Annotated in this window: 16 protein-coding genes; 9 read left to right on the forward strand and 7 right to left on the reverse strand. The window is 62.0% G+C overall.

The annotated features are described in order from the left end of the window. The first annotated feature begins 89 nt into the window (after positions 1 to 89). Positions 90 to 1,325, forward strand: a complete 1,236-nt coding sequence (locus K3555_RS01870; protein WP_260008473.1) for an SRPBCC family protein — start codon at positions 90 to 92, stop codon at positions 1,323 to 1,325. Positions 1,326 to 1,329: 4 nt separating this feature from the next. Further along, on the forward strand, positions 1,330 to 2,415 hold the full coding sequence (locus K3555_RS01875; protein WP_259989525.1) for a hybrid-cluster NAD(P)-dependent oxidoreductase: 1,086 nt from the start codon (positions 1,330 to 1,332) through the stop codon (positions 2,413 to 2,415). A gap of 51 nt (positions 2,416 to 2,466) precedes the next feature. Here K3555_RS01875 and K3555_RS01880 read toward each other — a convergent pair whose 3' ends face one another. Both K3555_RS01880 and K3555_RS01885 read right to left on the reverse strand, forming a co-directional pair. After that, a complete protein-coding gene (locus tag K3555_RS01880; protein ID WP_260007165.1) occupies positions 2,467 to 4,119 on the reverse strand; it encodes an ABC transporter substrate-binding protein in 1,653 nt (550 codons plus the stop codon). A 103-nt stretch (positions 4,120 to 4,222) separates the two neighbouring features. After that, positions 4,223 to 5,881: a BCCT family transporter gene (locus tag K3555_RS01885; protein WP_259995036.1), complete on the reverse strand. Its 1,659-nt coding sequence runs from the start codon at positions 5,879 to 5,881 to the stop codon at positions 4,223 to 4,225. Between the two features lie 120 nt (positions 5,882 to 6,001). Here K3555_RS01885 and K3555_RS01890 point away from each other — a divergent pair, with 120 nt between their 5' ends. Continuing rightward, on the forward strand, positions 6,002 to 6,934 hold the full coding sequence (locus K3555_RS01890; protein WP_260007166.1) for a LysR family transcriptional regulator: 933 nt from the start codon (positions 6,002 to 6,004) through the stop codon (positions 6,932 to 6,934). Between the two features lie 13 nt (positions 6,935 to 6,947). Here K3555_RS01890 and K3555_RS01895 read toward each other — a convergent pair whose 3' ends face one another. Then, a complete protein-coding gene (locus tag K3555_RS01895) occupies positions 6,948 to 8,351 on the reverse strand; it encodes an MATE family efflux transporter (protein WP_260007167.1) in 1,404 nt (467 codons plus the stop codon). 113 nt (positions 8,352 to 8,464) lie between these two features. Continuing rightward, entirely contained in the window at positions 8,465 to 10,042 is a 1,578-nt protein-coding gene (locus K3555_RS01900) for a DUF5928 domain-containing protein (RefSeq protein ID WP_260007168.1), read from the reverse strand. A 143-nt stretch (positions 10,043 to 10,185) separates the two neighbouring features. On the opposite strand from K3555_RS01900, the gene K3555_RS01905 reads away from it, so the two are divergent. Further along, positions 10,186 to 11,004, forward strand: coding sequence for a sulfotransferase family protein (locus tag K3555_RS01905; RefSeq protein WP_260007169.1), 819 nt, complete (start codon positions 10,186 to 10,188; stop codon positions 11,002 to 11,004). Positions 11,005 to 11,340: 336 nt separating this feature from the next. On the opposite strand, the gene ilvD is transcribed toward K3555_RS01905, so the two are convergent. Together ilvD and K3555_RS01915 are read right to left on the reverse strand one after the other, a co-directional pair. Then, positions 11,341 to 13,185 carry a dihydroxy-acid dehydratase gene (ilvD, locus tag K3555_RS01910; protein ID WP_260007170.1) on the reverse strand — a complete coding sequence of 615 codons (1,845 nt, stop codon included), beginning with the start codon at positions 13,183 to 13,185 and terminating at the stop codon, positions 11,341 to 11,343. A 133-nt stretch (positions 13,186 to 13,318) separates the two neighbouring features. After that, positions 13,319 to 14,497, reverse strand: coding sequence for a benzoate/H(+) symporter BenE family transporter (locus tag K3555_RS01915; RefSeq protein ID WP_260007171.1), 1,179 nt, complete (start codon positions 14,495 to 14,497; stop codon positions 13,319 to 13,321). Between the two features lie 105 nt (positions 14,498 to 14,602). Here K3555_RS01915 and K3555_RS01920 point away from each other — a divergent pair, with 105 nt between their 5' ends. The 3 genes from K3555_RS01920 to smpB all read left to right on the forward strand — a co-directional run bounded on the left by K3555_RS01920 (position 14,603) and on the right by smpB (position 16,628). Continuing rightward, the gene (locus K3555_RS01920; protein ID WP_260007173.1) at positions 14,603 to 15,163 is read left to right on the forward strand and encodes a helix-turn-helix domain-containing protein; all 561 of its coding nucleotides are present in this window, start codon (positions 14,603 to 14,605) and stop codon (positions 15,161 to 15,163) included. A gap of 82 nt (positions 15,164 to 15,245) precedes the next feature. After that, the gene (locus tag K3555_RS01925; RefSeq protein ID WP_260007174.1) at positions 15,246 to 16,100 is read left to right on the forward strand and encodes a DMT family transporter; all 855 of its coding nucleotides are present in this window, start codon (positions 15,246 to 15,248) and stop codon (positions 16,098 to 16,100) included. 45 nt (positions 16,101 to 16,145) lie between these two features. Beyond that, on the forward strand, positions 16,146 to 16,628 hold the full coding sequence (gene smpB, locus K3555_RS01930; protein WP_129372117.1) for an SsrA-binding protein SmpB: 483 nt from the start codon (positions 16,146 to 16,148) through the stop codon (positions 16,626 to 16,628). A gap of 335 nt (positions 16,629 to 16,963) precedes the next feature. On the opposite strand, the gene K3555_RS01935 is transcribed toward smpB, so the two are convergent. Then, positions 16,964 to 18,172 carry a leucine-rich repeat domain-containing protein gene (locus K3555_RS01935; RefSeq protein WP_260007175.1) on the reverse strand — a complete coding sequence of 403 codons (1,209 nt, stop codon included), beginning with the start codon at positions 18,170 to 18,172 and terminating at the stop codon, positions 16,964 to 16,966. A gap of 164 nt (positions 18,173 to 18,336) precedes the next feature. On the opposite strand from K3555_RS01935, the gene sseA reads away from it, so the two are divergent. Together sseA and K3555_RS01945 are read left to right on the forward strand one after the other, a co-directional pair. After that, positions 18,337 to 19,191, forward strand: a complete 855-nt coding sequence (gene sseA, locus K3555_RS01940) for a 3-mercaptopyruvate sulfurtransferase (protein ID WP_259992541.1) — start codon at positions 18,337 to 18,339, stop codon at positions 19,189 to 19,191. Then, entirely contained in the window at positions 19,191 to 20,375 is a 1,185-nt protein-coding gene (locus K3555_RS01945; RefSeq protein ID WP_260007176.1) for an amino acid aminotransferase, read from the forward strand. Before sseA ends, K3555_RS01945 begins: the two co-directional genes overlap by 1 nt. The last annotated feature ends 112 nt before the right edge of the window (positions 20,376 to 20,487 follow it).

A 20,487-nucleotide genomic window follows, 5' to 3' on the forward strand; every position in this document is an offset into this window, starting at 1 on the left:
GGGCGGTTGCGGCGCGTGTCCGCAATCCCTTTGCCTATGCCTGCGCCCAAGCCAACACGCCGCGGGGATGCGGCAGAGGAGAGAAGCAGATGCTTCACGACAGCGAAATTCTGGCCAAGCTGATGGCGCGGCAGAAAAATTATTCTCTGGAACAGGCGTTCTATACCGATCCGGGTGTTCTGGATCTGGACATGCGGCAGATCTTCTACCGCGAGTGGCTGTTTGCCATTCCCGCCTGCGAAGTGCCGAAACCGGGCAACTATGTGACCCATCAGGTGGGGTCGTATAACGTCATCATCGTGCGTGGCACTGATGGCGAAGTGCGTGCTTTCCACAACGCCTGCCGCCACCGCGGTTCGGTTGTGTGCAAGGCCAAAAAGGGCAATTCGCCCAAGCTGGTCTGCCCCTACCACCAGTGGACCTACGAGCTGGACGGCAAACTGCTGTGGGCGCGGGACATGGGGCCGGATTTCGATGCCTCCAAACACGGGCTGAAGCCGGTGCATTGCCGCGACCTGGCCGGGCTGATCTACATCTGCCTGGCGGATGAAGCACCGGATTTTGACGGTTTTGCCGAGGTGGCCCGCCCCTATCTGGAGCCGCATGATCTGGGCAATGCCAAGGTGGCCTTTGAAAGCTCGATCATTGAGAACGGCAACTGGAAGCTGGTCTGGGAAAACAACCGCGAGTGCTACCACTGCGGCGGCAACCACCCGTCGCTGTGCCGGACCTTCCCCGAGGATCCGTCGGTGACAGGCGTTGAGGGCGGCGAGACCCCGCCGCATCTGCAAAAGCACTTTGACCGGATCGAAGCGGCAGGCTGCCCGGCGCAGTTCCGCATGGATGCGCGCGGCCAGCACCGGCTGGCACGGATGCCGCTGAACGAAGGTGCGGAAAGCTACACCATGGACGGCAAGGCGGCAGTGGCCAAGCCGCTGGGCCGGGTGCCCTTTGCGGATGCCGGCACGCTGCTGAAGTTCCACTATCCGACCACCTGGAACCACTTCCTGCCGGATCATTCCCTTGTGTTCCGTGTCACTCCGATCAGCCCGACCGAAACCGAAGTCACCACCAAATGGCTGGTGCACAAGGATGCGGTCGAGGGCCAGGATTACGACATCAAGCGCCTGACCGAGGTCTGGATGGCGACCAATGACGAGGATCGCATTGTGGTCGAAGACAACCAGCAAGGCATCAATTCACCCGCCTATGAACCCGGTCCCTATTCCGAGGTGCAGGAAAGCGGCGTCATTCAGTTCTCCAACTGGTATGCCGAGCATCTGACCCGCGCGCTGACCGGCCGCCATCTGATTGCGGCGGAGTAAGGTCATGGGATTGCAGGCCAATTTTGAGACATTGGACGAAACCCTGGCGTGGAAGGACGACGAGATGCTGGAATGCGTCTCGGTTGTTCCGGAAGCGCCGAACACCGCCACCTTCAGCTTCCGCGCGCCGTCTGGCGCATGGTTCAAATACCAGCCGGGCCAGTTCCTGACACTGGAACTGCCGGTGCCGGAAGGGACCGTCTGGCGGACTTACACCATCAGCTCGTCGCCCTCGCGGCCCTTGTCGATTTCGGTAACGGTCAAGGCCCAGGGCGACAGCATCGGCACCCGCTGGATGCTGGACCATCTGCGCCCCGGCAGGATCCTGCGCGCCTCCGGCCCGGCAGGGGTGTTCACCCTGCCAAAACGCCCGAATGGCAAGTTTCTGTTCATCTCCGCAGGCTCGGGCATCACGCCCAGCCTGTCGATGACGCAGTATCTGTTCGACCGCGGCCAGTCGCCCGACATCTGCTTTATCAACTGCGCCAAACGCCCCAGCGAGATCATCGCCCGTCAGCAGCTGGAAAGCATGGCGTCGCGGCTGCCGGGGCTGAAGCTGAACCTGGTGGTGGAAGAGGACGATCCCTATCAGGTCTGGACCGGCTACCGCGGCCAGCTGAACCAGATCATGCTGGGCCTTATCGCGCAGGATTATCTGGAGCGCGAGGTCTACTGCTGCGGGCCGGAGCCGTTCATGCAGGCGGTGCGCGACATGCTGAACGGCCTGGGTTTTGATATGGAGAACTACAACCAGGAGAGCTTTGGCGCGCCGGTTGAAACAGCCGCTGATGTGCCCGAGATCGACGATGTGGTGCCAGAAGAGACCGCTGCCGCCGAGATCAGCTTTGCGGCGTCCGGTGTTATGGCAACCTGCACCGAAACAGATACGGTGCTGGCGGTGGCCAAGGCTTCGGGGCTGAACATCCCGTCGGGCTGCACCTTTGGCATCTGCGGCACCTGCAAGGTCAGGAAAACCGCAGGCGAGGTGCATATGGTCCACAACGGCGGCATTTCGGAGGAAGACGTGGAGGCCGGTTACATCCTGGCCTGCTGCTCCAACCCGATTGGCCGGGTTGAGGTCGATATCTGATGAAAACGGGCGCGCGCCGGATCTGGCGCGCGTCCTTTTTTTAAGGCCTGATCAGGCTTCCAGCGCCAGCTTGTGCACATGGATTTCGTTGATCGGGTGGCTCTCGGCGCCGATGATACCAGGGCGGGCGTGACGGTAGAGCGAGCGCCAGTAAGGCTGGATCACGGTGCCGTCGTCACGCATGAACTGCTCAATCTTCTCCATATGCCCCCGGCGGGTATCGGCATCGGCAATGGCTGAGGCGGCCTCCAGCATGCTGTCGAACTCGGCACTGGCGAGGCCGGTTTCATTCCAGGCCACCCCGGTTTTATAGGCCAGTGTCAGCACCTGCACCCCCAGCGGGCGGTGGCCCCAGTCGGTGGAGCTGAACGGATATTTGTCCCAGTCGTTCCAGAAGGTGTTGCCGGGCAGAACCGTGCGTTTGACCTTGAGGCCGGCATCGCGCATCTGCGCTGCAAGCGCATCGGTAGTATTGCGGCGCCAGTCGTCGTCGATTGAGAACAGCTCATGCTCGAAATCGAGCATCCCGGCCTCCTCCATCAATTGGCGGGCGGCTTCCGGGTCGCGCACCGGGGCGCCGATATCGGCGTATTCCGGGTGGATCGGGCAGACGTGGTGGTTCTCCGCCAGGGTGCCGCGGCCGTCATAGCCGAGTTCCAGCAGCACCGCGTTGTCGCAGGCCAGCGCCAGGGCGCGGCGGACACGGGCATCGGCATAGGGCTGCGCCCCGTCCACCTCGGCATCGCGGTTGGTGCGCAGCACCAGGGTGTTGGCCGAGACGGATTCGCTCAACTTCCAGCCGATGGAGGTGAAGATATCGACGTATTCCCCCACGGTTTCATAGACCATGTCGATTTCTTCGGCCTCGGCGGCTGACAGATGGGTGGAGCCGTCGGTGCCGAAGTCAATGAACTCGATCCGGTCCAGATGGGCACCTTCGCCCCACCATTCGTGATCGGTATTCTTTTCCAGGGCCACTTTCACGCCGACCTCGTATTCCACCAATTTGTAAGGCCCGGTGCCGACCGGGTCGGCGCCCGGATCGCCCGACCAGCCGTCCGGCACAATGGCCGCGGGGTATTCGGTCACTGCCGGGATGATGGTGATGTCCGGGCGGGTGAGCTTTACCTTCAGCGTCAGATCGTCGACCACCTCCAGCGCGCCCTCGGCGGGGCCGTCGCCGGCCTCATTCTGCAAGGAGCCCATGCGGGCCGCCATTGAGTTGCCTTCCCATTTGCCATCGCACCAGCGGGCAAAGTTATAGGCGACATCCTTGGCGGTCAGGGTGCCGCGGCCGTCGTTCCAGTTTACGCCGGGGCGGATGTGCAGCAAGTATTCGGTGGCATCCTCGTTGACCTCCCAGCTTTCCAGCAGCCGCGGCTCAAAGGTGCCGTCGGCATTGTATTGCACCAGATATTCCAGATAACCGCGCACCAGATTGCCCAGCTGCGGCCAGTTGAACAGCGGCGGATCAAGGAGGGCGCGCACGACCTGCTGGATGCGGATGGTGCCGCCCTTTTGGGCATTGGCTGCGGCCTGCACCGGCTGGCTGAGGCCGATCATGCCGTAGGCGGCTGATGCGGTCACACCCAGCGCGGTTGCGCGGGACAGGAATTCGCGCCGGTCCAGTTTGCCTTGGGCTGTTTCCTCCGCATGCATGCGCACTGCGGGGTGGAGGGTTTCCCTGTTATAGTATTTGGTCATTTTGCTTCCTTTGTTGCTGTGTTCAGCGCCGGGAAAGATGCGGGCAGCAGTGGAAAGGGTGTGAATGGCTGCCCCGCCCGCCAGCAGCCATTCGCCGGTGGCTTTATTCCGCCGGCTCCTGGGTGATAGTGGTGGCGATCCCTGCCTGTTCGCGGCGGCCGTCGTTGTAGATCGCCTTGATCAGGGCGGCGCATTGCAGCACCATCACCACCGAGAAGGGCAGGGCGCCGATCACCATAGCGGTCTGGATCGCCTTCAATCCTCCGACCAGCAGCAGCGCCGTCACCACCGCGCCAAGGGCCACACCCCAGAAAATGATATGCGGGCGGGCCTTGGGGCCTTCGTCGCCGGCGGCGTTGATGGTGTTGACGATCAGCACCGCGCTGTCCGCCGTGGTCACCAGATAGGTCATCAGCAGGACCACGATCATCACCGACATCGCCCAGCCGACCCAGGGCGACAGCATGTATTGTACCATGGCAAAGATCTTGTCGCCATCAGGTGCCGTGGCGATCTGGCCGTCGGCGCCGCCGTAAAGTTCCAGGTCAATGGCGGTGCCGCCGGCCCAGGTGAACCAGACAAAGCACATCAGCGACGGCACGATCATGGCGCCCAGCACAAATTCGCGGATTGTGCGGCCCTTGGAGATCCGCGCCAGGAACAAGCCGACAAACGGGGCGAATGCAATCCACCAAGCCCAGTAAAACACTGACCAGCCGCCCTGCCAGCCTTCCAGCTTTGTGGCCACGCTGTCCGGGGTGCCGTCGCCGGTCCAGACCCGGAACATCATATCCGGCAGTGCGATCAGGTAATCCCACAGACCGACAACCAGCGCCTGCAGGCCAAAGAAGGTGGAGCCGAACAACAGAAAGAAGCTCAACAGCGCGATACTCAGCACCATGTTGATGTTTGACAGCCATTTGATCCCCTTGCCGACACCCGACAGGGCCGAGGCGGTGGAGGCTGCCATTATCACCAGGATTGCCACGATCACGCCGGCGGTATTGGCGGTGCCGGCCTCGTTGGTCAGCCCATCAATGCCAATCCGGGTGAGGCCGGAGACAAACTGTTCCACTCCGAAACCCAGGGTCTGCGCCACGCCGAGGATGGTGGCGACCACGGCGACGATATCCACCACATGGCCGATGGATCCGGATAGACGGGCGCCGAACAGCGGTGTCAGCGACGAACGCATGGTCAGCGGCAGCCCGCGGCGGTAGCTGAAGAACCCCAGCGCGAGCCCGGCAATTGCATAGCAGGCCCAGGCACCCAGCCCCCAATGCAGGAACGACCATTTGTAAGCCATGCGGATATTGTCCGCAGCACCGCCGTTGGTCAGACCCTGGATCACTTCGGGATTGTTGTTCCAATGATAGATCGGCTCGGCAACCGCCCAGGTCAGCATGCCGACCCCGATGCCGGCCCCGAACATCATTGAAAACCACGAGAAGTTGGAAAACTCCGGCGTGTCGCCGTTCTGGCCCAGCTTCAGCCGTCCGGCGGCGGGCCAGATCGCCAGCGCGATACAGCACAGCACGAACAGCGCCACGGTCCAGATGTACCAGGCCCCGAAAGAGGCCAGAATGAAGCCGTTGACCGAATTCAGCACGGCGCCGGATTGTTCGGGAAAGGCAATGGCCCAGACCACCAGCCCGCCGATCATCAGTTTTGAAGAAATGGTGACGATCTGGCTGAAGCCCCGGTAAAATCCGCTGTCGGACGTGCCGATCGGCAGATCCGTTAAAGGAGGTTTGATTGACATGAAAAATCCCTGTTTTCTGTTGATCTGCCGGTTGATGCCGCCCGGGGCTACGGCTTAGCAGACCTTACACAGGGCATTTTCTGGTACAAAAATTCTGCCTTTTGCAGTAGGCAATAATTTATGAATGACATTAGCAGCATTAATAGGAAGCTGAGCTATAATCTGGTCGCGCTGCATAGTTTCGACCTGGTGGCCCGGCATGGTAATTTCACCGGCGCAGCCGAGGCGCTGGGGCTGACACAATCGGCGGTCTCGCAGAAAATCAAGGGGCTTGAGATGGAATTGGGCATTGCTCTGTTCCGGCGCGAGCACCGCGGCGTGTCGCTGACCAACGAGGGTGTGCGGCTGTTGAATGTGGTCCGTCCGGCGATGGCGCAGATGGGAAACTCGGTGGCGTCGCTGCTGGAGCGCAAGTCCCGCCCGAGGGTGCGGATCTCGGCGGATTTTGCCTTTGCCAGTTTCTGGCTGTTGCCGCGGCTGTCGCATTTGCGCGCCGAACTGGGGGATGAGATCGAGATCCAGATCCTCGCCTCGCAGGTAGCACCGGACGACTATGGCGAGGATTGCGATATCAAGATCCACGTCGGCCCGCGCAGCAGTATGGGCGACGGCGATGTGATGCTGCTGCAGGAGCGGGTGGGGGCGGTGTGCAGCCCGGCCTATCTGGAACGGCATGGCCCGGTGTCTTCGGCAGAAAGCTTGCTGGATTTTCAGCTGCTCAGCCTGTCAAAACCGGCCTCGGCGGAATGGCAGACCTGGCAGGGCTGGTTCGATCGCTTGGGTATCGCGGGCGAGCGGTCGAAGAACTATATCAGTTTCAATAACTACGACATGGTGGTGCAATCCGCAGTGTCTGGTGACGGCATTGCCCTGGGCTGGCTGGGGCTGATCGACAGGCTGCTGCAGAACGGGTCGCTGGTCAGAGTGGTGCCGGATGTGGTGGTCAGCGATGCCGGCTATGTGATGTCGCGCGACTATTCCAGCCGCCTGCGGGGGCCCAGTCTGGTGTTCGACTGGATCGCCGAACATCTGGCAGGTTCAGCCGTGATGTAGGGCTGGTGCCGGATTACCAGCCGCGGCGCCCTAGCAGGGCGTGCAGCCGGTTCTGCGGAGCAAAGGCATCGACCGTGGCAGGCCGGGTCAGCCGCAGCAACACCCGGCGCAGCAGCAGCCCGCCCAGGCAGGCAAAGATCACCCCGCCGGCCGCCTGGCCCAGCAACACCCCAGGCGCACCGTATAAGGTGCCGCCCAGAACGGCCAGCGGCCAGGTCCCCAGGGTGTGGCGGCCCCAGTTGATCCAGGTGGAATAGACCGGGTGGCCCAGATTGTTGAAGCTGGCGTTTTCGACAAACAGCACCCCGTTGAAGAAATACGCCAGTGCCAGCGGCCCGCAGAACAGGTAGATCAGCGCGCGGGTCTCGCCGGTGGCCGAGAACAGATCCGCAATCGGCACCCGCAGGGCATACAGAACCGCCGCCATCAGCAGCACGTAGACCGCGGTAAAGGCGATGCCGGCCAGAAACGCCTGGCGCACACGGGCAAACTGCCCGGCGCCAAAGTTCTGGCCGATGATCGGGCCGATGGCGCCGGACAGCGCAAAGATCACCGAAAATGCCACCGGCATCAGGCGCCCGATCACCGCCATCCCGGCGACCGCCTCAGTTCCAAACTGGGCGATCTCGCGCAGCACAATGGCATTGCCGAGCGGGGTCGCGACATTGGTCAGCACCGCAGGCACTGCGATCGCCCGGATCGCCCGCAGGTCGCCGCCGATCTGCCGCAGCGAGGGCCGCATGAAGCCCTGATGCACCCGGATGGCGGGCCAGAAGGCGGCCCCCAGCATACAGGCCCGCGCCAGCACCGAGGCAATGGCCGCGCCATCCAGCCCCAGTCCCAGGCCAAAGATCAGCAGCGGGTCCAGCACCGCATTCAAGCCGCCGCCGTACAGCGTCGCCATCATCGACCGGCGCGCATCGCCATGGGCGCGCAGCACCGCCATGCCGGTCATCGCCAGCGCCATTACCCACATCGTCGGCAGGATGATCCAGACATAGCGCATGGCCAGCCGCAGCACCTCGCCCTCAGCGCCGAGCAGCGCCAGGATCTGTTCCAGAAAGGCCAGCACCAGGACCGGCATCAAAAGCCCGGTCAGCACCCCTATGGCAGCCACACTGGTGGCATATTGCTGCGCCTGATCCGGCCGTCCCGCGCCCAGCTCCCGCGCCACCAGTGAACCTGCAGCGATGGACAGTCCGATATTGATCGAATTGGTGAAAAACAGCAGCGTTCCGGCATATCCCACCGCAGCTGCCAGCGCGTCATTTCCCAGCATCGCGATAAAGGCCATGTCGACGAAATCAACCGCGAACATCGCCATCAGCCCGATGCTGGCGGTCAGCGACATGCGGGTGACATGACGCATCAGGCTGCCGGTCAAAAAGACGGCTTTGCGGTCCGGCTGGTCTGCCATCTTTCAAACCCTTTGATGGTTATGATCCTGTCCCGGGCGGATCTCTTCGTCCCTGCATGACGACGCCACCGCCCCGGTCTTGTCAATGCGTGCCGCTGTACGCGGCGGCCGGATCAATCTGCGAACAGGTAATGGGTCTCGGCAATCTGCATGGATTTCTCCTCGGTCAGACCCAGGAAACCGCGTAGCTGCCCTGCGTTTTCCTCCGGGCTGCTGCTCTCCCGCATCTGGAACAGCTGGCTGAACCCGGCATCGCGGATGCGGTCGTTTTCATGCAGGATGTCGTTGCGGATAGTCGGCAGCAGCCGCTCCAGCGTCAATTGCGGTGTGCGCTCACCCGCCAGCCCGACCCGGTGCGCGTGGCCGGTCAGGTAGTCGTTGCTGAACTCGCATTCGATCTGCAGGAAGCGGGTCGAGGAGCGGTCGGAATGAAAATCGTTCATCAGGTCGATGGCGCCGGGGTCCAGACAGATGATCAGCTGGTCGGACTCGTAGTATTCGAACAGCATCCGCATCAGCGCGCGGCGGTGCCGGGTGCGCTTCATCAGCGCCGCTTGGATGCCGCCGAGGTCGGGCAAAGGGGTGTCTTCTTCGTTGAACAGGTAGTCGATGGCCGGGATATTGGTCACTTGCCGGATCTGCTCCAGCAGCCGCTTGGCCACGTGCCATTTCTTGCAGATCACGATCAGCAGCTCGCGTTCACGCCCCAGCGAGCTTTCGGTCTCCCAGAACCGCGGTGCAAACCGGCGCCCGATCCGGCCCCTTTGGACCAGGAATGTATACAGGCTGCGCCCCTCGTTGGAGATTTGGAAGTCGACGCCTTGCGCCGCATAAAGCCGCCCAAGCCGCGACTTCAGCTCGGTCGCTTCCGGGCTGATCTTGCGGGCGAACAAAAAGTCCTGACTCAGCAGCAGGTCGTAATGGTCATTGTGGAAATTCACCGGCATGCCGTAATCGGTGAACATCAGGAAGGTGAGGGTGCGGGTCTCGATCTCACCTTCCGGGATCAGATGGCGCACCAGGGTCTGAAAGAAAGTTTCATCCGGGATCCAGGTGGTGCGGAAAAACCGCATCACATCGCGGCGCCTGCGGGTGAATTCCAGGATCCACTCTACCGTGCGGCGGCGCAGGCACCACCACTGGCTGCCGATCTGCACCTGGATATCGGCCGGCACCTCGCGCTGCAGCCCCAGGCGTTTCTGCAGCCCATGGCTCCAGTAAAACAGCTGCTTGTGTTTGCGCTCGTTAAAAATGTGCCGGTAGATCAGCCGGTCTTCCTTCATGCCGGTTTTGATCCAGTCGCTTTCGAAGAAATCAAAGCTTTCGATGAAATCTTTATCATGCTGATCAAGGAACCGGTGGGCATACTCTGCAGTTTTCACCGCCATGCAATCGCCCGACAGCATGTAGAAATGGGTGGCGCGCGGGAATTCATCAACCGCGCTGCGCAGCGCGTGCAGCGTCGCCTCGACCAGCGACCATTCCCCCCAGCCGCATTTGATCCGCTTTTTGGCAAAGGCCACATTGGGATTGTCCGCCAGTTCAGCCCGGATCAGCTGGTAGTCTTCCGGTGCCGCCCGCCCGTCAAAGTGAATCGCCATGTAATCGCCGGCCGCGGTCAGCCGCTCAGCCTGCTGGATGATCGCCTCGGGGTCTTTATGGCAGAGCAGAATATATGCGATTTTTGCCATGGCGTGGACGGATTGCCTTGTTTTGCCTGATTGTTTCCCTTGATAAGCGGGCTTAAGGCACGAATAAACCAGATAGTTCCCGTTTCGGTAAACATATGCGAATACTGCTGGGGACAAGGCAAGAATAAACAAGAGGGCAGCGGATGGGGTTCCCCGGCACCTGGATGACGGAAAGTGAAAGTGTGGTCTACCGGGTGGTGCCGAAATGCGCCTGCTCGACGATCGGGCAGATCCTGCATTACTCCGATCACGGGCAGTTTTTCGATGGCGACATTCATGACGCCAAGGATGGCCTGCACAAATGGGCGCTGGAGCACAGCCAGGGGCCGATCACCCGCAACGTGCAGGGGCATCGGTCTTACGCCTTTACCTGTGTTCGCAATCCTTACACCCGCGTGCTCAGCTCGTTCTTTGACAAGATCTGCGGCATTCAGCGCAACGGGCGGCGCTACCGCGGCAATCTGGTGCCCAAGCTGGCCTATGAATACGGCATCGAGGTCGGCGGCGAGGACGGTAAGCAGGAATTCGACCAGATCGCCAGCTTCCGCCGGTTTCTGCTGTTCGTGCGCGACACCATCCGCTGGCGCCGCCCGATGGACCCGGACATCCACTGGTCGGCGATGTCGGGGCATGTGTCCACCTTCATCCGGAACGGCGGCCGCTACAACCGGATCTTCTGGACCGAGGATTTCAACACAGGCATGCAAGGCGTGCTTGATGCGATCGAAACGCCGCATGCCGTGGACCTGGCCGCGATCCCGCGCTTCAACGAGAGCGAAGGCCACGGCCCCAAGCGCGCCCATCCGGTGGAGGATTACTTCGACGACCTGTCGATGCATCTGGTCTACGAGATCTACAAGCGCGATTTCGAGCTGTTTAAATACGATTTCGAGAACCCCGGCAACAAGATGCCGGTGGGCGAGATCGACCTGGACGAGGTGCACGCCAAGCTGGGGGAGTAAGCAGGCGGGCAGGGCGCTCCCGCGCCTTTCCGCAGCATCAAAGATGCAGCGCCAAAAGCCTTGGGCCCAGCGCCGCTGGCGCGGCGCGGGCGGGTGTAGCAATCGGCCATTCGGCTTCACCTTTGGCTAAATACTCCCGCCGGAGGCACGCCGCGCGTTAGCGCGGCGCTTGGCCCAACGCCGCTTGGCGTGCTGGCGTTAGCTAGCGGGGCGTAGCGGGGGCGGGAGTTTTTGCTGAAACAGGAATGTTGCTGAAAGGCGGTTCAGGGACAGGCGCAAAAGAAAACCCGCCGCGTTTTTTGCGGCGGGTGTTGAATGTTTCGTGACTGAAGGGCTTCAGTCCTCGTCAGGCAGCGCGCGCACGGCGCCTTTGGCGGCGGAGGTGGCCAGCAGCGCGTAGGCTTTCAGCGCCTTGGAGACCTTGCGTTTGCGCGGTGCGGCGGGTTTCCAGCCGGCGGCATCCTGCGCTTCGCGGCGTGCGGCCAGGTCCTCGTCCGGGACCGCCAGATGGATCGAGCGGTTGGGAATGTCGATCTCGATGGTGTCGCCCTGTTGCACCAGGCCGATCAGACCGCCTTCGGCTGCCTCGGGGGAGACATGGCCGATCGACAGGCCCGAGGTGCCGCCGGAGAACCGTCCGTCCGTCAGCAGCGCGCATTTTTTGCCGAGGCCTTTGGATTTCAGGTAGGAGGTCGGGTAGAGCATTTCCTGCATCCCCGGACCGCCGCGCGGACCCTCATAGCGGATCACCACCACGTCGCCCTCTTTGACCTTGCCGGTCAGGATGTCGTTGACCGCCGCGTCCTGGCTTTCGCAGACATAGGCCGAACCGGTGAAGGTGAGATTGCTGGCATCGACGCCGGCGGTTTTCACGATGCAGCCGTCCAGCGCGATATTGCCGAACAGAACCGCAAGGCCGCCGTCCTGGCTGAAGGCGTGTTCTTTTGAGCGGATCACACCGTTTTCACGGTCATTATCCAACTCCTTGTAGCGGTTGGACTGAGAGAACGCTTGTGTTGTGCGCACGCCGCCAGGGGCCGCCTTGAACAGCGCCTCGGCCTCGGGGTTGTTGGCAACCTTGATATCCCATTTGGCAATCGCCTCGCCCATGGTCGAGGTATGCACGGTGCTGCAATCATTATGCAGCAGGCCCGCACGGGACAATTCACCCAGGATCGAGAAGATACCGCCGGCCCGGTGCACGTCTTCCATATGCACATTGGCCGTGTTCGGCGCCACCTTGCACAAGCAAGGCACCTTGCGGCTCAGCTGGTCCATGTGGGACATATTGAAGTCGACTTCGCCCTCATTGGCAATCGCCAGCAGGTGCAGCACCGTGTTGGTGGAGCCGCCCATGGCAATGTCCAGGCTCATCGCGTTCTCAAACGCCTTGAACGTTGCAATCTCGCGCGGCAGCAGGCCTTTTTCTTCGCCCACATAGTGACGCTTGGTGATGTCGACGATCTTGCGGCCGGCCTCCAGGAACAGGTGTTTGCGGTCCGCATGGGTCGCCAGGGTCGAGCCGTTGCCGGGCAGCGCCAGGCCCAGGGCCTCGGCCAGGCAATTCATCGAGTTGGCAGTGAACATGCCCGAGCACGACCCGCAGGTCGGGCAGGCGTTCTCTTCGATGTGCTGGACCTGCTCATCGGTGAACTTGTCATTCGCCGCCGCCACCATCGCATCGACCAGGTCGATCTTCTTCATGTCCAGATCGGCAATGTCGATCTTGCCCGCTTCCATCGGCCCGCCGGAGACAAAGATCGCCGGGATGTTCAGGCGCATGGCGGCCATCAGCATGCCCGGAGTGATTTTGTCGCAGTTGGAGATGCAGACCATGGCATCGGCGCAATGGGCGTTGACCATGTATTCGACGCTGTCGGCAATAACTTCGCGCGACGGCAGTGAATACAGCATGCCGTCATGGCCCATGGCGATACCGTCATCCACCGCGATGGTGTTGAACTCCTTGGCGACACCGCCGGCCGCCTCAACCTCGCGGGCGACCATCTGGCCCAGGTCCTTCAAATGCACGTGGCCGGGCACAAACTGGGTGAAGGAGTTGACGATGGCGATGATCGGTTTGCCGAAATCATCGTCTTTCATGCCGGTGGCGCGCCACAATCCGCGCGCGCCCGCCATGTTGCGGCCATGGGTGGAGGTTCTGGATCGGTACATTGGCATCAGGCTATTTCCCTTAGTCTTTGCCCTCAGGGACACGATTTGCGCAATAAAGGCAACCTGCCGGGGGGCTGTTCGGTAATTTTGGCGCAGTTGGCGCCGGATTTCAGCGGTGAAATGTCTCTCGGGTTGGTTCTCAGGCGCGGGCGGGCGCGGGCTCGGGGCTTTTCAGCCAGTGATTCACCGCCAGTCCCAGCACCAGCGCCCAGAATGGTGCGCCGATTCCAAAGAAGCTGATGCCGGACACTGTGGTCATAAAGGTGATCAGCGCCGCCTCGCGGCCCTTGGCGTCTGACAAAGCGGCAGACAGGCTGTTACCGATGGTCGAGAGCAGCGCAAGGCCCGCGACAGTGGCGACCAGCGCCTTGGGCGCGATCAGGAACAGGCTGATGACGGTGGCGCCGCCCAAGCCCACCAGAATGTAGACGAGGCCCGTCATGACGCCTGCCAGATAGCGGGTTTGCGGGTTTTCATCCGCCTCGGGTCCGGCGCAGATGGCGGCTGTGATGGCGGCCAGATTGAAGGCAAAACCGCCGAAGGGTGCGAGCAGAAGCGAGGCCAGCCCGGTGACAGTGAGGCTGGCAGAGACCGGTGTCTCGTATCCGCATGCCCGCAGGGCCACCACACCGGGCATGTTCTGCGAGGACATGGTGACGATGTAGAGCGGCAGGCCGATGCCGATCAGCACTGGCAGCGAGAAGGCGGGCATCACAAACTCAGGCCGCGCCAGGGTCAGGTCCAGCGCCTCAAGGTTGCCAAAAGCTCCGGTGCCTGCGCACCAGGTGACACCTGCCGCCAGCACCGCTGGAATTGTGTAGCGGGGAAACAGCTTGCGGCCAGCCAGGAAGGTGAGACCCATCACCGCCACCAGCGCGGTGTCACTTTGCAGCGACGTGAAAGCCGAGAGGCCGAACTGGAACAGAATGCCCGCCAGCATCGCGCTGGCCAGGCTGTCCGGGATAAGGCGGGAGAGGGCGGCAAACCAGCCAGTGACGCCGGTGAGGGTCAGGAACACGGCGCAGAGCATAAAAGCGCCGACCGCCTCAGCCAGCGGCACACCGTTGAGGCTGACCGCCAGCAGCGCCGCGCCGGGGGTGGACCATGCGGTGAGGATCGGCATCCGGTAGATCAGCGACAGGATCAGGCAGGTCAGCCCCATCCCAAGCCCCAGCACCAGCATCCAGCTGTTGGCCTGGGACTGGGTGGCGCCGACGGCCTCGATGGCTTGGAAAATGATCGCAACCGAACCGGTATAGCCGACCAGCACGGCCACCGCGCCGGAGACAAGATGCGAGAGTTTCAGATCCTTGAGCATGCGGCTTTTCCTCTGGCGCCGGATCGGCTAGGGGTGTTGTGCGTTATAGCGCACACTACACATCGTGCGTTATAGCGCACAAGTGCTTTTTGAGCGGCGGATCTTATGAGCGATGAAACCATCACCCTGAACCTGCGGAACATCCGTACGCAGGCGGGGCTTAGCCTGTCCAAAGCGGCGGAGATCACGGGCGTCAGCAAGGCAATGCTGGGGCAGATTGAGCGCGGCGAATCAAGCCCGACGATTGCCACCCTGTGGAAGATTGCCAAAGGGTTTCACCTGCCGCTGACCGCGCTGATTGGAGAGGCTACGCGGCCGGTAAGCGCGGCCACCGGTGTTTATGAGACGGTGCAGTTTCCGGGCAGTATCGGGGTCAAGATTGTCTTTCCCTTTGATCCGCTGCTTGGGGCTGAGACCTTTCAGGTCACGCTGCAGCCAGGGCAAAGCCACCAGTCCCAGCCGCATGACACCGGCGTCACCGAGGAAGTGTTTGTGCTGCACGGGTCGATGGAGGTGCTGCGAGGCGGCGAATGGGTGATGCTGGAGGCCGGGCAGGGGTTGCGCTTTGCCGCGGACCAGCCGCATGGCTACCGCAGCGCCGGGACCGGCGCGGCTTTTCTCAACATGCACCACTACCGGCAGGCAGGTCTGACGCAGCGGGACTGAAATCCTTCACTTGTGCATTGTCTGCGGCGGGCCTACCACTTGCCCAAGCCATTGAGTTTTCTGGATTTGAAAGGGCACCGGAATGGACACGCTGCGCGGAAGCCTGTTGATGGTGCTGGCCATGGCCACCTTTGCGCTGGAGGATATGTTCATCAAATCCGCGGCCCGCGACATTCCTGTGGGACAGATTCTGATCCTGTTCGGGTTTGGCGGCATGGTCATCTTTGCCGCGATGGCGCGTGCGCAGGGTCACGCTCCCTGGCACCCGGGTTTTGGCACGCGCCCGATGCTGCTGCGCTCTGTGGCAGAGGTCGCAGGGCGCCTGTGTTACACGCTGGCGATTGCGCTGACGCCTTTGTCCTCGGCCTCGGCCATCCTGCAGGCGACGCCTTTGGTTGTGGCAGCGGGTGCTGTGGTGTTCTTTGGCGAGACGGTGGGCTGGCGGCGCTGGCTGGCGATCGGGCTGGGGTTTGCGGGGGTGCTGCTGATCCTGCGTCCGGGCCTGAGCGGGTTTGAGCCTGCCTCGTTGTTTGCGGTTGCCGGCACGCTGGGGTTTGCCGGCCGGGATCTGGCCACCCGCGCGGCGCCCAAGGACATGAGCAACAACCAGCTGGGGTTCCTTGGCTTTGCCATGCTGGTGGTGGCCGGTGTGGCCGCGCTGGGCTGGACGGGCGGGGCGGTCTGGCCAAGTCTGGGCAATGCGCTGAAAATCACGGCAGCCACGGTGATCGGCGTCATTGCCTATAACGCTTTGTCCGGGGCGATGCGGGCGGGCGAAATCTCGGTGATTGCGCCGTTCCGCTATACCAGGCTGATCTTTGCCATGGTGCTAGGGGTGCTGGTTTTTGGCGAACGGCCCGATGCGCTGACCCTGATCGGCAGCGCAGTGATTGTCGGCAGTGGTGTTTTCACGCTGCTGCGCAGCCGCAAGCCGTGATGCGCGTCTTGCGCCCGCCGCCGCACCGCCTTACATCTGCCTCCCATGGCCAATAAGAAGCAGACATCCGACCCGAATTACAAAGTGATCGCCGAGAGCCGTCGGGCGCGGTACGATTACGCAATCGAAGACGATATCGAATGCGGCATCATGCTGGAGGGGTCCGAAGTCAAGGCGCTGCGCGGGGGCGGTTCCAACATCGCCGACAGCTATGCCGCGGTGGAGAACGGCGAGCTGTGGCTGGTGAACGCCTATATCCCGCCTTACGAGCAGGCCAAGCTGTTCAAGCACGAAGAGCGCCGCCGCCGCAAGCTGCTGGTTTCGCGCAAAGAACTGTCGGATCTGTGGAACGCCACCCAGCGCAAGGGGATGACCCTGGTGCCGCTGGTTTTATACTTCAACCACAAGGGCCGCGCCAAGATCAAGCTGGGCATCGCCAAGGGCAAGAAGAACCACGACAAGCGGGCGAGTGAGGCCAAGCGCGACTGGTCCCGCCAGAAGCAGCGGCTGCTGAAGGACGCACGCTGATCAGGGGAGGGCGCTGCCCTCTTGGCCTGGCGGCCAATTCACCCGAGGGTATTTCCAACCAGAAAGAAGCAGGGTTTGTGCGCCTGCAAGCTGATATCGATGCGTGTCATGGCCTTGGTGCTATTCTGCCTGACAATCCCCTGCAGCCGGCCGGTGCCGCCGGGGCGGGTCGTGGGGGGCTGGGATGCGTTGGGTATCTGACTGATTAGTCGGATATGCGTTGCCCAGCAGGTTCGCTTTTGGATCAAGCCCGGACAGAGACCGCGGCCCGGCGGGATGTGCCGCTGCCGGTGCCGAAGATATGCGCAGTGCAGACAGCCTTAAAACTGTACCTGTTAGGGGGTGGCTGCGATGTACTGGGCTATATTCTCTTTCCCAAGCAGCCGCCTGTGCGTCTCGAAGTCAGGGCCGGCAAAGACAATCCGCAGGTTTTCAACCTCCAGCAGCGGCTGCAGCGCCTCGACGGGCAGACCGATCGCCCGGAGAATCGAAAGCTCTTTAAGGTTCTTAAGCGGGGTGAGATCGGTGACGGCTGTTCCGGAAATGCTGAAGTCCCAAAGGCTCTCCATGTCCTGCACCGCAGCAAGGCTGGACACGGCAGTATTGGTGAGCGACAGCACACGCAGGTTTTTGCCCGCCAGAGGCGCAAGGCTGGAGACGGCGGTGTCTGTCAGGTTCAGCTTGTGCAGCGCATCCAGCCCGTTCAGCGGTGTGATGTCGCTGATCCGGGTTCCGTCCAAGGCCAGCTCCTTCAGACCGGTTGCCCCTGTTATCGGGATCAGGTCCGCCACCTGCGTGTCTGACAGGATCAGGGTGTGCAATGCGGGCTTCCCTTCCAGCCCGTCCAGGTTTTCCAGCTGGGTTCCATCGGCGCGCAGCATCTCCAGCCGGTCGGAGGCGGCCAGCGCGGCCACGCTTTTGACCGGGCAATTGGAGATCCAGGCCACCTGCAGGTTGGTGCCCGACAGCGGGCTGAGGTCAGAAACCTGAGTGTTGAAGGCAAGAAAGACTGCCAGATCAGTAAGGCCGGATAGCGGGCTTAGGTCGGACACACCGGAATCCGCAATATTCAGGCTTTGCAGCCGGGTCAGGCCGCTGGCAAAGGACAGATCGGTGACATCCCCGGCGCCCCAGACCGAGAGATGCTCAAGCTGTGTCATCCGGGCCAGCGGGGTGAAATCCGGCGCGCGGACAGAATCAAGACTGAGCCGCTTCAGCCGCGGCAGCCGGGTCAGCGGTGCAAGGTCCGGTGCGGTGATGTTGACCAAGGCCAGCCTTTCCAGCTTTGACATCGCGGCGAGGGGGGACAGATCGACAGGGTCCTTGAACCGCAGGTCGGCCATCAGTGTCAGATCGGTCAGCTCAGTGAACTGGATCAGCCCCTGCAAGTCCGGCGTGTGGTTTCCAATCCGGACCTTTGCCTTCAAGTCGTTGCTGTCAATGCATGTTTTGCCGATATCCACGCATTCTGCGCGCAAGGCACCGGGGCAGAACATGCCCGCTGCAATCAGAAATGCTGCAAGGAAACTGGGGAAACCGGACATACAATAGGCCTTTGCAATGAAATGCTGAAACTGGGGTCCATGTTATTACCGCTCCGTTAAAGGCCCGCAAGATTTTTGTAACCACAGGTAGAGGGCGGCGCGGTCTTGCACCGCTGCGCCGCCGGATGTACCCATGGCGCATGCGCAGAAAGGGAGACGCTTTGATGCAGGATGATCCGAAGACGCTGGTTTCCACCGACTGGCTGGCCGCCCATCTGAAGGATCCGGATCTGCGGGTGCTGGACGCATCCTGGTATTTGCCGCAGGAAAACCGCGACCCCAAGGCGGAATATGATGCGGCCCATGTCCCTGGCGCGCGCTTTTTTGATATTGATGATATCTCGGACCACCGCTCGGAATTGCCGCATATGGTGCCGCCGGTTGAGAAATTCATGTCCCGCCTGCGGGCGATGGGTGTCGGCGACGGCCATCAGGTTGTGGTCTATGACACCGCCGGGCTGAAATCCGCCGCCCGGGTCTGGTGGCTGTTCCGGCTGATGGGGCAGCACAACATTGCCGTGCTGGACGGCGGTTTCCCGAAATGGCAGGCCGAAGGCCGCCCGGTTGAAGACCTGCCGCCGGTGATCCGCGACCGCCATATGACCGTGCGGGTGCAAAACCACATGGTCCGTGATGTCACACAGGTGTCGTCCGCTGCCAAACTGGGCGACCATGAAATCATCGACGCCCGTGCCGCCGAGCGGTTCCGCGGCGATGTGCCGGAACCCCGCGAAGGTCTGCGGGCTGGGCATATCCCCGGATCGAAGAACGTGCCCTTTGGCAGCTTGCTGAATGCGGATGGCACCATGAAAGATGCTGATGGACTGGGCGCCGTGTTTGCCGCGGCCGGTGCCGATCTGAACAAACCTGTGATTACCACCTGCGGGTCGGGCGTCACCGCCGCCGTCCTCAGCCTTGCACTGGAGCGCATCGGCAAGACCGATCATGCGGTCTATGACGGGTCGTGGTCGGAATGGGGTGCCTTCCCGACCCTTCCCGTTGCTACCGGAGAGAACTGATGTTCGAGACCCTGAAACCCCAGCCCGCCGATAAGATCCTGGCGCTGATGCAAATGTACCGCGACGACCCGCGCGCGGACAAGATCGACCTTGGTGTCGGCGTTTACAAGAACGCCGAGGGCGTCACCCCGGTGATGCGCGCGATCAAGGCAGCTGAGCACAAGCTGTGGGAAGAGCAGACCAGCAAGGCCTACGTCGGCCTGGCCGGTGATCCGGCCTATGCGGATGCGATGATCAAGCTGATTCTGGGCGATGCGGTGGCGCGTGGCAATATCGCGGCAGCCGCGACCCCCGGCGGCACCGGCGCGGTGCGCCAGGCGTTTGAGCTGATCAGGATGGCCAACCCCAAGGCGCGCGTCTTTGTGTCGGACCCGACCTGGCCGAACCATGTGTCGATCCTGAACTATGTCGGCATTGAGACCATCACTTACCGCTATTTCGACCGCGACACCCGCGGTGTGAATTTTGACGGCATGATGGAAGACCTGAAAGGCGCGCAAAAAGGCGACGTGGTGCTGCTGCACGGTTGCTGCCACAATCCGACCGGTGCCAACCTCAATGAGGTGCAGTGGAAAGAAGTCATCGCGCTCTTGAACGAACGCGGCCTGATCCCGATGATCGACATTGCCTATCAGGGCTTTGGCGACGGTCTGGAAGAGGATGCGCTGGGTGTGCGCCTGGTCGCCTCCAGCTGCCCCGAGGTGCTGATCGCAGCCAGCTGCTCCAAGAACTTCGGCATCTACCGCGAACGCACCGGCCTGTTGATGGCGGTATCCAACGACGCGGGGGCGCAAGGGTTGAACCAGGGCACGCTGGCGTTTCTGAACCGGCAGAATTACTCTTTTCCGCCGGACCACGGCGCGCGTCTGGTGACGATGATCCTGAACGATGAAGCCTTGCGTGCCGATTGGGCGGCAGAGCTGGAAGACGTGCGCCTTGGCATGCTGGACCTGCGCCAAAACCTTGCGGATGAATTGCAGCGGCTGACCGGCTCGGACCGGTTCGGTTTCATTGCCCAGCACCGCGGCATGTTCTCGCTTCTGGGCACCACGCCGGATCTGGTCGAGAAGATGCGGGTGGACAATGGCATTTACATGGTCGGCGACAGCCGCCTGAACATCGCCGGTCTTAATGCGCAAACTGTACCTGTGCTGGCCAAGGCGATCGTCGACGCCGGCGTCTGAGGCCGCGCCGTCAGGACAAGCCGAAACGCGCTCCTTTCAGGGGCGCGTTTTTCTATGGCGGCTGCAAATCCAAGACTTTTGGAAAAGTCTTGGCAAAAGTTTTCCAAAACTT

The organism is Leisingera sp. M527, from assembly GCF_025141525.1.
Taxonomy (GTDB): domain Bacteria; phylum Pseudomonadota; class Alphaproteobacteria; order Rhodobacterales; family Rhodobacteraceae; genus Leisingera.